At 43.9% G+C, this 14,344-nt stretch carries 14 protein-coding genes; 11 read left to right on the forward strand and 3 right to left on the reverse strand.

All coding sequences use genetic code 11. The features are described from left to right. The first annotated feature begins 213 nt into the window (after window positions 1-213). From BANVL01_RS12140 to cydS, 3 genes are read left to right on the forward strand one after another with little or no spacing between them, the layout of a single operon-like run. Window positions 214-1,560: a cytochrome ubiquinol oxidase subunit I gene (locus tag BANVL01_RS12140; RefSeq protein ID WP_066091741.1), complete on the forward strand. Its 1,347-nt coding sequence runs from the start codon at window positions 214-216 to the stop codon at window positions 1,558-1,560. Continuing rightward, window positions 1,557-2,582, forward strand: coding sequence for a cytochrome d ubiquinol oxidase subunit II (locus BANVL01_RS12145; RefSeq protein ID WP_066091736.1), 1,026 nt, complete (start codon window positions 1,557-1,559; stop codon window positions 2,580-2,582). Before BANVL01_RS12140 ends, BANVL01_RS12145 begins: the two co-directional genes overlap by 4 nt. 20 nt (window positions 2,583-2,602) lie before the next feature. Further along, entirely contained in the window at window positions 2,603-2,704 is a 102-nt protein-coding gene (cydS, locus tag BANVL01_RS28870; RefSeq protein ID WP_425311843.1) for a cytochrome bd oxidase small subunit CydS family protein, read from the forward strand. Window positions 2,705-2,885: 181 nt separating this feature from the next. Here the strand turns inward: cydS and BANVL01_RS12150 are convergent, their stop codons facing one another. After that, window positions 2,886-4,421 (reverse strand): NCS1 family nucleobase:cation symporter-1, encoded by a 1,536-nt coding sequence (locus BANVL01_RS12150; protein ID WP_066091733.1) that lies wholly within the window; start codon window positions 4,419-4,421, stop codon window positions 2,886-2,888. A 455-nt stretch (window positions 4,422-4,876) separates the two neighbouring features. Further along, the gene (gene nikR, locus BANVL01_RS12155; RefSeq protein ID WP_082804968.1) at window positions 4,877-5,296 is read right to left on the reverse strand and encodes a nickel-responsive transcriptional regulator NikR; all 420 of its coding nucleotides are present in this window, start codon (window positions 5,294-5,296) and stop codon (window positions 4,877-4,879) included. 75 nt (window positions 5,297-5,371) lie between these two features. Between nikR and BANVL01_RS12160 the strand changes: the two genes are divergently transcribed. The 4 genes from BANVL01_RS12160 to BANVL01_RS12175 are packed head-to-tail and all read left to right on the forward strand — an operon-like array spanning window position 5,372 to window position 7,771. Further along, a complete protein-coding gene (locus BANVL01_RS12160) occupies window positions 5,372-6,007 on the forward strand; it encodes an energy-coupling factor ABC transporter permease (protein WP_066147884.1) in 636 nt (211 codons plus the stop codon). Next, complete coding sequence (locus BANVL01_RS12165; protein ID WP_066091724.1) at window positions 6,004-6,279, forward strand: PDGLE domain-containing protein; 276 nt, start codon at window positions 6,004-6,006, stop codon at window positions 6,277-6,279. The genes BANVL01_RS12160 and BANVL01_RS12165 overlap by 4 nt, the downstream gene beginning before the upstream one ends. Further along, window positions 6,276-6,962 (forward strand): energy-coupling factor transporter transmembrane component T family protein, encoded by a 687-nt coding sequence (locus tag BANVL01_RS12170; protein ID WP_066091721.1) that lies wholly within the window; start codon window positions 6,276-6,278, stop codon window positions 6,960-6,962. The genes BANVL01_RS12165 and BANVL01_RS12170 overlap by 4 nt, the downstream gene beginning before the upstream one ends. After that, window positions 6,962-7,771: an energy-coupling factor ABC transporter ATP-binding protein gene (locus BANVL01_RS12175; RefSeq protein ID WP_066091718.1), complete on the forward strand. Its 810-nt coding sequence runs from the start codon at window positions 6,962-6,964 to the stop codon at window positions 7,769-7,771. The genes BANVL01_RS12170 and BANVL01_RS12175 overlap by 1 nt, the downstream gene beginning before the upstream one ends. A 392-nt stretch (window positions 7,772-8,163) precedes the next feature. Here BANVL01_RS12175 and BANVL01_RS12180 read toward each other — a convergent pair whose 3' ends face one another. Beyond that, complete coding sequence (locus BANVL01_RS12180) at window positions 8,164-9,528, reverse strand: Ig-like domain-containing protein (protein ID WP_066091715.1); 1,365 nt, start codon at window positions 9,526-9,528, stop codon at window positions 8,164-8,166. A gap of 365 nt (window positions 9,529-9,893) precedes the next feature. Between BANVL01_RS12180 and BANVL01_RS12185 the strand changes: the two genes are divergently transcribed. From BANVL01_RS12185 to uvrB, 4 genes are all read left to right on the forward strand, one after another. Next, window positions 9,894-10,178, forward strand: a complete 285-nt coding sequence (locus BANVL01_RS12185) for a YhdT family protein (protein ID WP_066091712.1) — start codon at window positions 9,894-9,896, stop codon at window positions 10,176-10,178. After that, window positions 10,175-11,620, forward strand: a complete 1,446-nt coding sequence (gene panF / locus BANVL01_RS12190; protein WP_066091709.1) for a sodium/pantothenate symporter — start codon at window positions 10,175-10,177, stop codon at window positions 11,618-11,620. Before BANVL01_RS12185 ends, panF begins: the two co-directional genes overlap by 4 nt. 268 nt (window positions 11,621-11,888) lie before the next feature. Then, the gene (locus BANVL01_RS12195; protein ID WP_425311842.1) at window positions 11,889-12,128 is read left to right on the forward strand and encodes a CsbA family protein; all 240 of its coding nucleotides are present in this window, start codon (window positions 11,889-11,891) and stop codon (window positions 12,126-12,128) included. Between the two features lie 232 nt (window positions 12,129-12,360). Beyond that, window positions 12,361-14,340 (forward strand): excinuclease ABC subunit UvrB, encoded by a 1,980-nt coding sequence (uvrB, locus tag BANVL01_RS12200; protein WP_066091704.1) that lies wholly within the window; start codon window positions 12,361-12,363, stop codon window positions 14,338-14,340. Window positions 14,341-14,344 lie beyond the last annotated feature (4 nt).

A 14,344-nucleotide genomic window follows, 5' to 3' on the forward strand; every position in this document is an offset into this window, starting at 1 on the left:
AAATAATAGGGATTGAGAAGTATGTGATATACTGAGCAAAGAGGAGGGGATCCTTATTTATAAAAAACAAGAACGAATGTTAATCTGGCTGGCCTTTATTGTTGCTTTTATTATCGGCTTATCGATTATTGGCCGGATTTTTTGAATGAAATTGGTTCTAAAGGCAGGTTAATGATGCCTTCCAAAATGTAAGAAAGGTGGTCGGACCGATATATGGGAAATGCAGATTCACTATTTTTTAGCCGTGTCTTAACAGAATTAACCTTATCCTTCCATATTATTTACGCAACTATCGGCGTGGGCATACCGCTGATGATAATGATTGCCCAATGGGTGGGGATTAAGAAAAATGACGAACATTATATTTTACTGGCGCGCAGGTGGACGCGGGGCTTCGTCATTACTGTGGCTGTCGGGGTGGTAACCGGGACCGCCATTGGCCTGCAGCTCTCGCTTCTATGGCCTAATTTCATGGAGCTGGCAGGAAATACAATTGCCCTGCCATTATTTATGGAAACGTTCGCCTTCTTTTTTGAAGCAATCTTTCTAGGCATCTACATATATACTTGGGATCGATTTGAGAATCAGAAAAAGCATTTGCTGCTGTTAATTCCGGTTGCGCTCGGTGCCTCTTTTTCTGCCGTGTTTATCACGATTGTGAATGCGTTCATGAATGCACCGCAAGGCTTTGACTTGGTTAACGGACAGCTGGTGAATGTAAGTCCGCTGCTCGCCATGTTTAACCCAGCAATGCCGACCAAGGTGGCCCATGTCGTGGTCACAGCCTATATGACATCGGCGTTTGTCCTCGCATCCATCGGCGCTTACCGGCTGCTGAAGGGCTCTAATCATGTGTACCACAAGAAGGCACTGTTTTTAACGATGAAGCTTGGGCTGATTTTTTCGATTGCCACTGCGGTCATCGGTGATTTTTCCGGAAAGTATTTAGCGGAATATCAGCCGGAAAAATTAGCGGCAGCGGAGTGGCATTTTGAGACAGAGAAGGGGGCGCCGCTGATTTTGTACGGTGTACTTGCAGACGGCGAAGTGAAATATGCCCTGAAAATTCCCTTTGGTCTCAGCATCCTGGCCCATAGCAATCCAAATGCTGAAGTGATCGGGTTAGACCAATTTAAGGAGGCCGACACCCCGCCGCATTATATCCATTATATGTTCGATTTAATGGTGACAATCGGAATGTGGATGGTTCTTCTATCGTTAGTGTACGTTGTTGGTACATGGCGTAAATGGCAGTTTATTTTTTCAAAATGGTTTAGATGGCTTATGGTGCTTGGCGGTCCTTTGTCGATTATCGCGATTGAGGCGGGCTGGTGGCTCGATGAAGTCGGGCGCCAGCCGTGGGTATTGCGCGGGATTATGCGGACAAAGGATGCAGCAACCACAAGCGGACATGTCGATACGATGCTCTGGCTGTTTGCTGGTCTTTATCTCATCCTTGGGATTGGCAGTGTTTTCGTATTATGGCAGATGTTCCGGAGGAATCCGGTGGAACAGGAATTGGCTGACCGGGCTGGAGAGAAAGCGGGTGTTGCAAAATGACGCTGGAGGTTCTCGGTATTACCGTATTGGGCGTGTTTCTTTTCGGATATATTATCGTTGCATCGATTGACTTCGGGGCAGGATTCTTTAACGCCTTTAGTACAGTGACTGGTAAACAGCATATTTTGACGAAGGTGATTCAGCGTTATTTATCACCGGTCTGGGAAGTGACGAACGTATTTTTAGTGTTTTTCTTTGTCGGGATTGTCGGTTTTTTCCCGAAAACAGCCTATTATTATGGCTCAACCCTGCTTGTCCCCGCGAGCATTGCAATCATTTTGCTGGCCATCCGCGGTGCCTATTATGCGTTTACCACATACGGGGGACTGAAGCATAAACGCTACACAATTTTGTACGGATTGACAGGATTATTTATCCCGGCTTCCTTATCGATTGTTTTGACGATTTCCGAGGGCGGCTTTGTCACCATGTTGGATTCAGGACCTGTCCTCGATTATTGGACTCTGTTTACTAGCCCATTATCATGGAGTATTGTGGTTCTAAGTTTGACATCCGTCTTATATATTTCCGCCGTGTTTTTAACGTGGTATGCGCAAAAGGCGAAAGACCGGGCTGCCGTCAGCCTGCTTAGGAAATATGCACTTATTTGGGCGGTGCCGGCAATCATCACCGCTGCCGGCATTATTGTGGAGATGAAGGGACATAATCCGGAACATTATCAACGCTTAGTCGATGTCTGGTGGCTGTTTGCGCTATCGGTGGTTTTCTTTGCGGGGACGGTGTTCTTACTTTGGAAGCGGCTTGCCTACGGTTTCGCCTTTTGGCTATTAATCGGGCAATTTACGTCCGCCTTCTTGGCCTATGGAATTTCTCATTACCCATATTTAATGTATCCATATCTGACGATTTATGACAGCTTCACGAATAAAGCGATGGCAACTGCGCTAGTCATTGCATTTATCGCCGGACTTTGCTTGTTATTGCCGTCACTATATCTGTTGCTCAGGCTGTTCTTGTTTAACAAAGCCTATGTACAAGGCGATCGAAATGATCATGCTTAGGAGGGGGGGGACTAACGGTGTTGGAAAAATTCCTGATCTTTTATGCGCCATTTCTTGTGCTTATCGCATCCATCCTGGTTGGGTTCTGGAGTGCTCTAAAGGATAACGTAGTGAACAAATAACATACAAGCATTTAATGAAGAGTCTCATCGATTAACGGATTCGGTTACCTATAAAAAATGAGTGCCAAATTTTATATGAATTTGGCACTCGTTTTTCCTTCTTTAACAATCCTCTTAAACTTCTCTTTCAATAACCCATGAAGCAGTTTCTAGTCCTCTTCACCTAAGCAGGTTTCAGGTCTTAATATAGATTAACATTTGGATTGCTTCCATCCAATGTATCGGCAAGATTCCCTGAAACTGAATTTTTGTAGCTTGTCATTTTTTCATACTCACCTTTTTTGAGTACGCTCTGATCGCCCTTCATTAAATAGGTGTAGGCAATAATCGATACAAACAATCCAAACGTCCATGCATTATCCCATAAGAAATGAAGTCCCGGAATGATGAGACCTAGAACCGGGACGGCTACTCCGATGATGAGCGCATAAACCCCATTTTTATTAAAACCGCCCGTATAACTGTAACGGCCGTTCACATCGTACAGCTCATGAAGAGCCATTTGCCGTTTACGAACAAGCCAGTAATCAGCTATGGCAATTCCATCGATTGGTCCAAGTAAGGCACCATATGTTCCAAGCCAGCCAAAAATGTAATTACCGAAATTTTCCATGATAAACCACGGCTGCATGAGGATGGCAAATAGACCTGTAATAAGGGCTCCGAGTCCAAAGGTAATACGTCTTGGATTCAAATTTTCGATTGCACGTGCTGGCGCAACCACGTTTGCTCCAACATTGATAGTTAAAGATGAAATAACGATCACGAGTGTACCTAAAAAGATGATAAATGGCGGGAACTTTGCCAGAAGCGCAACCGGATCCCAAAGCGCCTGTCCAAAAATGACCACAGTAGCAGAAGTTACAGCAATTCCAATAAAGGAGAAAATCGTCATGGTAAGTGGGAGTGAAAAGCTTTGTGCAACCATTTGCGACTTTTGGCTTTTTGCGTAACGGCAAAAGTCAGGAATGTTTAAAGCAAGTGTAGCCCAGAAGGCAATTACCCCGGTTACGGCAGGGAAGAACACTTTGAAAAATTCACCGGTTGTCTGGAATTGAGATGGAGTCGATAAAATCGGCCCCCAGCCGCCGGAATTGGTGAGTGCCCATATGAGGAGAATAATCGCTGAGATCCCAACGACAGGAGTTGCAATCAAACTTAAATATTTCATAGCCTGCGGACCCTTATATGCAACTGCTACATTTAAGATCCAAAAAAGAGCAAAGACAATGACTGTATGTCCCGAAAAGTTCCAGAAAGAGAAGGAAGCTGATAATAAGGTATCGATAGCGCCGGTTCCAATCCAGGTATTAATACCAAACCAGCCAGCAGCAACAATGGCTCTTGCCATAGCAGGAATATGTGCTCCCTTTGAGCCAAACCAAAGGCGGGCAAAAACTGGGTACGGAATCCCGTATTTTGTCCCAGCATGAGAATTCAATAAAATAGGAATAAGAACAATTACGTTACCAACAAAGATGGTTGCAATCGCCTGCCACCAGTTCATTCCTAAAGAAATCAATCCGCTTGCCATCGTATAAGCTGGAATACATAAACACATTCCAATCCATAGCGTCGCAAAGTTCAGACCTTTCCACGAATGCTCCTTCATGGTCGTCGGGCGGAGATCGTCATTCCATAACCCACTTCCCTCCAGGCTGTCCGAAGCTTCCTTTGTCAAAATGACAATGCCGTTTTGCTCAATCTGCGTTTTCAATAAAATTCCCCCTTTTTTGGTCCTCCAAAAGCATCAAAACAAAACCATTTAAAACAAGGTTGACAGAGGATATTCATGATAACTTTCGAGCCGCCAATTTCACGGAAGATTGAATATTCAGAAATTAAAATCTGCAATACCCCGCTACCCTTAATTGTAAGCGCTTTTATTTTATTGTGGCACCAACCTTCCATCCCTGCCTATATTATTATATTTTCTACAAATTGGGCTGTCATTGGACAAAAAGTAAAAAAATTGTATTGATATTTCTTATATTTTGTAAAGGGGCCATTAGCTGTTATGGTTGATAGGATTCGAGCCAATTCATGAGGAGATTCTTTCGTTCCACTACTAATGAAACGGCTTTTCTGACCTTAAATAAACTAAAAACTGTCACATATATACCATTTCACTGGCATATATTGGTGTTACGATTATATTGAAAAGTAACACGATTACGGTTCGGATACAGGGGAAACGGACAGTTGGCCGTACTTTACTCCTTTTATACTAAGTAATTTATCTCTTAAACTGCGAATATTTAGGGCATTCCCGCGAACGACAATCATTTCAAGGCAGTTATGATGATCAAGGTGAAAATGAGTCGTTGCCAGAATCGAATCATGGTAGTCGTGCTGAATCGTTGTTAATTCTGCCATTAGATGGCGCTGATGGTGATCATAAAAAATCAGGAGACAGCCTGCAACCTCATGATCATCTTGTTTCCATTGATGTTTGACTAATTTTTCACGGACTAGATCCCGGACCGCTTCCGAGCGGGTTTTATAGCCTTTTTCTTCAATTAATTGGTCGAAACTTTCAAGTAAGCTTTCTTCCATGGATACACCAAACCGGCTTAATTTCTTTGAAGTCAAAATAGTTTGCCTCCTTCCTTATAACGTAACGATATCACAAATATTTTTATAGAAAAAGTGAAAAGGAGAATCATTATGCATATTCCTGATGGGATTTTAAGTCCCGCTATTTTAGCAACAGGTGCAGCAGTATCGGTTATCGTCCTTGCCAAAAGTGTTCAAGAATCGAAAAAGAATCTGGAGCAGACAGCTGTGCCGATTATGGGCGTGATGGCTGCGTTTATCTTTGCAGCGCAAATGGTGAATTTTCCACTATTAGGAGCGGCGGCCTCCGGCCATTTGATTGGCGGAGCTTTGGCTGCCTATCTATTTGGCTTTTGGCCGACGACACTCATTATGACGACTGTCGTCACCATCCAAGCAGTGGTCTTTCAGGATGGCGGCATCAGTGTGCTTGGAGTAAATATACTCAATATGGCGATCCTTGCACCGCTGGCCGCAACATTAGTTTATAAACTTGTACGAAAAACAAAGGTTCCGGTTTCGGTGATGGTCTTTATCGCGGGTTGGGTCTCTGTAGTTGTCACAGCTGGATTTGCCGCCCTTCAGCTCGGGGCGTCACATGTAGTTTCCTATCAATTGGCTTTACAAACACTTATTCTTTGGCATGTGATTATTGGGATTGGCGAAGGCGTGATAACAGGGGCAGTTGTTCCGTTTGCCCGCCGCTCCTCCTTTTTCCTTGGCGTTAGTGAGGAGAGGTTACGATGAAGAAACGGTTAGTTCTTTGGATAGTGGTATCGTTATTTATTGCCGGTGGAGTATCGTTACTTGCGTCGACACATCCCGATGGCTACGAAAAGACAGGAGAACAATTGGGGTTTATTGACAGAGCCACCTCCTATTTGCATTCACCACTCCCTGACTACGCGATTCCAGGCGTCCATTCATGGCTGTCAACCAGTCTTGCCGGCATCCTTGGGGTAGCGATTACGTTTGTCCTCTTTCTTTTGCTTGGAAAAATGGCTGGGAAACGCAGATGATTACGGAGCCGAAGCCAAGAGTAAAAGTGGTGATGGCTCTTATCTTGATTATTCTTGGTGTTCTACCGAAGAATCTTGTGATGATTGGCGGAAATCTCGTCATCGGTCTCCTGCTTTTGTTTATTTATCGAATTCCGCTTCGTGCTTTTGTCAAACAGCTAAAGCCCATCGCCTTTTTTATGCTGTTTACGTTTCTTTTCTTTCCGCTTTATGAAGGGAGTCATGGCTGGATAAAAGCGCTTCAATATAGCGGCCGCTTACTGTTTGTCGCAGAGGTGCTCAGCTTCCTATTTTACCGTTTGGGAATTGTTGGTTTTTTACAAGTGTTGGCTGAACTTCGGCTGCCCGCGATTTTTATTGAGCTAATCCTGTTTACATTGCGCTTTATGGATGTGTTCCGCGGGGAAGTGCGGCAAATGCTGTTAAGTCTCCGGAGCAGGGGGTTTTATACTGGCAATTGGTTTCAGCTTAAGAAATATAGGGTTTTGGGCGGATTGTTGGGAAGCCTGCTGCTTCGTTCCTTTCAACGCTCGGAGCGGATTTATACGGGAATGTTAAGTAAGGGTTACAAAGGAGAACTTAGGGCAATGACAACAGAGTTTGTCCCAAAATATGAGTGGCTGCATTGTGCACTATGGGTCGGCTGCGTCCTTTGCTTGTTTTTTGTAGGAGGATTGCGATAGTGGATATATTTCAATTTAACGAAGTGTCGTATGGCTATACGAAGGACAAGCCAATATTACGCGAAATCTCCTTTTCGATTCGTGAGGGCAGAAAAACAGCTATTGTTGGCGCAAACGGAGCGGGAAAGTCGACGATTTTGTTTCATTTAAATGGATTGTTTGCCCAGCAGCAGGGGGACATCTTCTTCCGTGGCCAAAAGCTTGATAAGAAGTTACGGAAAGAATTATATCAGCATGTCGGTATTGCTTTTCAAGACCCTGACGACCAAATCATTTCATTGACAGTGTCCGATGACATTGCGTTTGGGCCGGTTCAGTTGGAAATATCCGCTTCAGACGTTAAGGAGAGAGTGAGAAAGTATACCAATCTATTAGGGATTGAGCGCTTACTGACGGAAAACCCATCCGAGCTAAGCTACGGACAAAAGAAGCACGTCACCATTGCCGGGGTGCTGGCGATGGAAACGGACGTATTTATTTTGGATGAACCGATGGCCTTTCTTGATCCATATGGAAAAGAACGGATGACATCGATATTACAGCTGCTGCAGGAGCAGGGCAAAACCGTAATTGTCACCACCCATGATATGCAGTTTGTCGCCGAATGGGCGGAGAATGTGATTGTCATCCATCAAGGACAGTGTCTCGGGACATTTCAACCAAGAGAACTTTTCGGGCGTCCTGATATCATGAAACAGGCAAACCTAACGCTGCCGCCAATCGTCGAATTAATGACAGCCATCTGGAAGGGCAATAAAGAAGAAATGCCAATTCGAGTTGAGGAGGCGAAGAAGTGGTTTGGGACATAGACACCTGTCCAATGATTCGCCGATAAATATTCAATATTCGCCGATAAAATCAAAAATTCGCCGATATATGAGGAATATTCGCCGATAAAGTGTAATTTTTCGCTGATAAATGGATCACAAAGGACGCTGGGGCACGCAAAATAAATCTTATTTGCGAATCTAGCCCTCTTATTGGCGAATTTCACCTGCTTATTTGCGAATCTAGCCCTCTTATTGGCGAATTTCACCTGTTTATTTGCGAATCTAACACTTTTATTTGCGAATTGACTTCAACAAACTGAAAATGGCGGTTTAGATGACATCGCACTATAAGTCATATGGAACGAAAAAAATGAAAATAAAGGAGGAGTAAAATCATCTTAGGATGACCTCGCTCCTCCTTTTAATTCCGTTTACTTAATCCAAGCACCATCAGCACCTAAGCGGTACGTGCCAATTTTTGTACTGGAGGCCATTTTACCACTGCTGTAGAGATAGTACCATTTTGCTCCATCCTTAATCCACCCAGTTTTCATGGCCCCATTGCCGCCAAGGTAATACCAATCTTTACCGGATTTCAGCCAGCCGGTTTTCATCGAGCCGTTGCTATTTAAGTAATACCAAGCACCTCTATCTTTTACCCAGCCGGTTTTCATTACACCATAAGCATCAAGATAATACCATTTGCCGCCATCGAAAATCCAGCCTGCTTTCTTTTCCCCAGACTGTTTATCAAGGAAAAACCATTTATTTTCAGTGAACAGCCAACCTGTTACCATGGCCCCGCTGGTTTTATCAAGGAAATAATATTTTCCGTTTTGGAAAAACCATCCAGTGTTTTTCACTCCATTGGTGTAATAATAACGTTTGCCATTTTCAACCACCCAGCCGGTAAAAGTTGAACTTGCAACTGTAATTTTTGTCGCCTTACTCTTATTTCCTGCACTATCTGTTGCCGTTACACTTAATACTGTCCCGGCAGGATAAACAGGTATGGAAACGGTGAATTTCCCATTTGCACCGGTAATGGCTGTACCAACTACAGAACCGTTTACGGATACTTCAATCACAGAACCAGCTTCAGCCGTTCCTCTTAAGACATTGTCCTTATCATTCACGCGATCAACCTGCGGTGCAGCAGGCGGAGTGGTATCCTCATCGCCAAAATTCATCGTGGCCATTAGAGCGTATCCGTCGCCGTAATAGTCATTTAAATTGAACGCTTTAATATAGTAAGTTCCAGCTTTGATAGTATAAAATTCTACTAATAGTTTACCTTCTTGATAGATATCTTCAATGTCGACAAGGTTATCATTTTTATCAAATAGTAAAAAACCAATTTCAGAAAATGCATATTCATCCATAAGACCAAGTACGGCCAATGGTCCGGATTTTGTCACATTAATTTTGTATGTATCAATATCATAGTAGTCTAATGTGCCCAAAGCAATTTCATCTAATCGTAATGGATTCGCTTGAGAAATGGAGTCATTCGGCTCGACTTCGTAAATAGGGGGATACTCTTCCCCTGCTTTTGCAGCTGCATGACGATTAGCTGATTCAGATTCAGACCATTTCTTACCGCTAGTTAATACTTTATTCATTTCGCGGATTTTCTGTTTTTGGGCAAAAGTGAAATTTGCCTTTTCAGCGCTAGTAACCCCCTTGTTAAAAAGACTTTTTAGTGATTCGGATGTTGTTTCCGCCTTTACCGCTGAATTACCGATGAGCAAAATGACCATTAATACTACTAAACTCCCTATTGCCTTTAACCTCATTCCAATAACATCCCCCTTTTATAAAACTACCAGCATGAACAATGTTACTATAGAAGCAGGTATTTTTTAACAAATATATTCCCCTAAATAATTACAATTACCCCTATAAAAATGGAATTTTTCCACAAATGGTGCCTGACACCATCAGATATTGGTGGATTTTGTAATATTATGGCTGGGCAGGGACATGGGGTCAGGCACCTTGTCTACATTGTAGGTTAGGGATTTCTCTATGAAATTATTAGAAATTAACTGGGACAATTAACCTATCCCTAGGGTTCCCTCTTTTTGCATTCAGGATTGTTTGGTAAAATGTTCATTATTCGTTAAAAATAACGTAGTTGCGGAAACGAGGAGGGGTCCAGTTGAAAAAAACAGCCAAACCGCTGGACAAGCGTTTTAAGATTGCCCATAGAGAAGCCCTGATTGGGATTATTCTTGTGTTGATTAATTTTATCTGGTGGTATGGCTTTGCCTATGGCCTTGGTTCAACCGATGTCCATAATTATACCTACATATTTGGGCTGCCGGCATGGTTCTTTTACAGCTGTGTTGGCGGCTTTGTCGTGATGGTGATTCTCGTCATTTTGACTGTTAAATTTCTGTTTAAAGAAGTTCCCTTTGAAGAGGAAGAGGGGGAGAGCAAATGAATTGGGCGGTCATTACACCATTAATTCTCTTCCTTATGATTATTTTTGCCGTTGGCTTTTGGTCAAACAAGTTCGTCCTCAAGTCCAATTCCTTTATTGAGGAATATTTTTTAGGGGAACGGCAAATGGGCGGTTTTATCCTCGCGATGACGATGGTCGCGACCTATGGCAGCGCCTCAAGCTTTATCGGCGGGCCGGGAATCGCTTATACCCAAGGCTTAGGCTGGGTCCTGTTGGCGATGGCCCAATTAGCAACCGGTTATTTCACGTTAATGGTGCTGGGAAAGAAATTCGCGATTGTGGCTCGTCAGTATAAAGCAATCACCCTGATTGATTTTCTTAAAGAGCGTTATAAAAGTAAAACCGTAGTCCTTTTATCTGCGGCAAGTATTATCATCTTTCTATTTTCATCAATGGCGGCGCAGTGGATTGGCGGGGCGCGGCTTGTTGAATCCCTAACCGGGCTGCCTTATACAGCGGCCCTATTAATCTTTGCCTTTTCCGTTCTCGCCTTTGTGATTGTCGGCGGCTTTCGAGCGGTGGCCTTGACCGATGCCGTCCAGGGGGTCGTTATGTTTCTCGGGACGCTAATTCTGCTGGTGGCGACGATTAAAGCAGGCGGCGGTATCCCGCGAATTATCGCCGATTTAGCGGCGGAAAATCCAAATTTAATCAGCCCGTTTGGCGCCGAGAGAACATTAACCCCAGCTTATGTTTCTTCGTTCTGGATATTAGTCGGCATCGGCGTTGTCGGGCTGCCGCAAATTACCGTCCGGGCGATGTCGTATAAAAACTCAAAGGCGATGCATAGTGCCATCATTATCGGAACAATTGTTGTCGGTTTTATTATGCTTGGGATGCACCTCATTGGCGTGTTCGCAAGGCCAGTGCTTCCTGGTGTCAAAATTGGCGATACCGTCATGCCGTTGCTATCGATGAAGGTGCTGCCGCCGTTTGTTGCCGGTATCGTCCTGGCAGCACCAATGGCTGCAATTATGTCCACTGTCGATGCCCTGCTCATCCTCGTCAGTTCGGCATTAGTCAAAGATGTCTATTTGAATTACATTAAGCCCAATGCCAAGGATCATCATGTGAAAAAGGTCAGTTTCAGTGTCACGGCGATTATTGGAATTCTCGTCATTCTGCTGGCATTAAGTCCGCCTGATTTAATCGTTTGGCTCAATTTATTTTCTTTCGGCGGCTTGGAGTCCGTCTTTATTTGGCCCGTTATCATGGGACTGTATTGGCGGCGGAGCAATAAATATGGCGCCATCACGTCGATGATTCTAGGGATGGGTTCCTACATCTTATTAGATCGGTTTTATCCGAACGCCTTTGGGCTCCATACAGTAGTGGTGCCAATTGTGCTCTCATTGCTAGGATTTGTGCTGGTTAGCCTTGTTTCTCAGCAACACACCGCAGCGATCGAAATTGAAAAATAACACAGCAGAAGTATTTGGTTGAAAAGGGGCGGAGCGCCGCATAAACGAATCGGTATGACCAATCGGAAGTGAAAATTGACAATTCGAACTTTGAAAAGGAAAAGCCGGGCTCTGCTCACACCGCCTTTATTAGGTTGGTGTACTACTCATATAAAATATATTTCCATTTATCGATGGGAAGTTGAAATTCATGTTAGTTTTTTGTTGCAATTTTTTAAATTAATTCCTAGAATGAATTAACAGAAATCTTTGAATGGGTGTGGACCGATTGTTAGATGTTATTAGATACTTGTCAGCCTTAATTATGCCGGGGTTACTAGTTTTGCTGTTTACACGGGTCACTTACAATCGAATTATCGGTCTTGTTTTAACCGTTGCCCTTATTGCCGCGTCTGTATATAAAGGTTATACCGGCTCATTTTTTCTTATTGTGATTGACGCCTTCTCCTTAACCGCCGGGTTCTGGCTGGCGGCAAAAATGAAGCAGCGAGCGGTGAAAAGAAGCTAGGATATGGTAAGTCTGTCGATTTTCGGCAGACTTTTTTTACGGGATTTAAAGGACAAAATAATCCTCATGATAAAAAAACGAATGCTAGTTCGCATATTATTGGTTTGTTTTTGGGTGAATGTGGTAGAATGTTAATATGAAATTTTACTGGGACACTTTGCGGCGCCATCCCGGTCCATTAACAAGGTTATTAAGCTGAAAAGTGATTTATATTACGGGGAGGAAACTTTTTGTGAAAGACCAATTTGAATTAATTTCAAAGTACTCGCCACAAGGGGATCAGCCGGAAGCCATTAGGCAATTAATCGAAGGTATCAAGCAAAACAAGCGCCATCAAACACTTCTTGGTGCGACCGGTACGGGGAAGACATTTACCGTTTCAAACGTGATAAAAGAGGTAAACAAACCGACTTTAGTGATTGCCCATAATAAAACGCTCGCCGGCCAGCTATATAGTGAGTTTAAAGATTTTTTTCCAAATAATGCCGTTGAGTATTTCGTTAGTTATTATGATTACTATCAGCCAGAAGCCTACGTGCCACAAACTGATACATTTATTGAAAAAGACGCCAGTATCAACGACGAGATTGATAAACTGCGCCACTCGGCAACTTCTTCTTTATTCGAGCGCAAGGATGTCATTATTATTGCCTCAGTATCTTGTATATACGGTCTCGGTTCTCCGGAAGAATATAGTGAGATGGTGCTGTCACTGAGAACCGGGATGGAGATTGAACGCAACCAGCTGCTTCATCGCTTAGTAGATATTCAATATGAACGAAACGATATTGATTTCAAGCGGGGGACATTCCGGGTTCGCGGCGATGTCGTGGAGATTTTTCCCGTTTCACGTGATGAGCACTGCATGCGTGTGGAATTTTTCGGTGATGAAATTGATCGCATTCGCGAAGTCGATGCGCTTACAGGTGAAATCATGGCTGAGCGAGAACACGTTGCGATTTTCCCAGCCTCCCACTTCGTTACCCGAGAAGAGAAGATGCGCGTTGCGATTGAGAATATTGAAAAAGAACTTGAAGAACGGCTTGCCGTCCTCCGAGCTGAAGATAAATTACTTGAAGCACAAAGGATTGAACAGCGGACTCGTTATGATCTAGAAATGATGCGCGAAATGGGCTTTTGCTCGGGAATCGAAAATTACTCGCGCCATCTGACCCTAAGACCAGCGGGTTCAACGCCGTACACACTGCTCGATTATTTTCCAGAAGATTTTCTGATGATCGTCGATGAGTCGCATGTCACCCTGCCGCAGGTAAGAGGAATGTTCAATGGCGACAAAGCGCGGAAACAAGTGCTTGTCGACCACGGCTTCCGGCTGCCATCGGCGCTCGATAACCGGCCGCTCACCTTCGATGAATTTGACAAGCACGTTCATAATGCCATCTTTGTTTCGGCAACACCTGGTCCTTATGAATTGGAGCATACACCGGAAATGGTTCAGCAAATCATTCGTCCGACTGGCCTGCTCGATCCAACAATTGAAGTCCGGCCAATTGAGGGCCAGATTGATGACTTGATAGGTGAAATTCACGAGCGGGTGAAGAAAAATGAACGAGTCCTTGTCACGACCTTAACGAAGAAAATGTCCGAGGACTTAACCGATTATTTGAAGGAAATTGGCATCAAGGTCCAATACCTGCATTCAGAAGTGAAGACGCTCGAACGAATTGAGATTATCCGTGAGCTCCGCATGGGAAAATACGACGTTCTCATCGGAATCAACCTTCTCCGTGAAGGACTGGATATTCCAGAGGTTTCGCTGATTACGATTCTTGATGCCGACAAGGAAGGCTTCCTCCGGTCGGAACGTTCGTTAATTCAGACGATTGGCCGTGCTGCACGTAATTCTAACGGTCACGTCATCATGTATGCCGACAAAATCACCAATTCGATGGAACTGGCGATTAGCGAAACGAAGCGGCGCCGTGCAATTCAAGAGGAATACAATTTGAAGCATGGAATCACACCTACGACGATTCAAAAAGAAATCCGCGATGTCATTCGCGCCACCCATGCGGCCGAAGACCAGGAGGCATACACACCAGCGGCCTCGTTCGGCAAGATGAGCAAAAAGGAAAAAGAGAAACTGATTGCGACAATGGAAAAAGAAATGAAATTTGAAGCGAAGGCGCTTAATTTTGAACGTGCCGCCGAGCTTCGTGATTTAATTTTGGAATTGAAAGCGGAAGGATGACGTA

This window comes from Neobacillus novalis NBRC 102450 (assembly GCF_001591805.1).
In the GTDB taxonomy this organism is placed as follows: domain Bacteria; phylum Bacillota; class Bacilli; order Bacillales; family Cytobacillaceae; genus Neobacillus; species Neobacillus novalis.

Coding starts and splice junctions, on each gene's coding strand:
- BANVL01_RS12160 (WP_066147884.1), top strand. CDS start 5,372: ATGCATATTCCTGATGGGATTTTAAGTCCCGCTATTTTAGCAACAGGT.
- BANVL01_RS12140 (WP_066091741.1), top strand. CDS start 214: ATGGGAAATGCAGATTCACTATTTTTTAGCCGTGTCTTAACAGAATTA.
- panF (WP_066091709.1), top strand. CDS start 10,175: ATGAATTGGGCGGTCATTACACCATTAATTCTCTTCCTTATGATTATT.
- BANVL01_RS12165 (WP_066091724.1), top strand. CDS start 6,004: ATGAAGAAACGGTTAGTTCTTTGGATAGTGGTATCGTTATTTATTGCC.
- BANVL01_RS12145 (WP_066091736.1), top strand. CDS start 1,557: ATGACGCTGGAGGTTCTCGGTATTACCGTATTGGGCGTGTTTCTTTTC.
- BANVL01_RS12170 (WP_066091721.1), top strand. CDS start 6,276: ATGATTACGGAGCCGAAGCCAAGAGTAAAAGTGGTGATGGCTCTTATC.
- BANVL01_RS12180 (WP_066091715.1), bottom strand. CDS start 9,528: ATGAGGTTAAAGGCAATAGGGAGTTTAGTAGTATTAATGGTCATTTTG.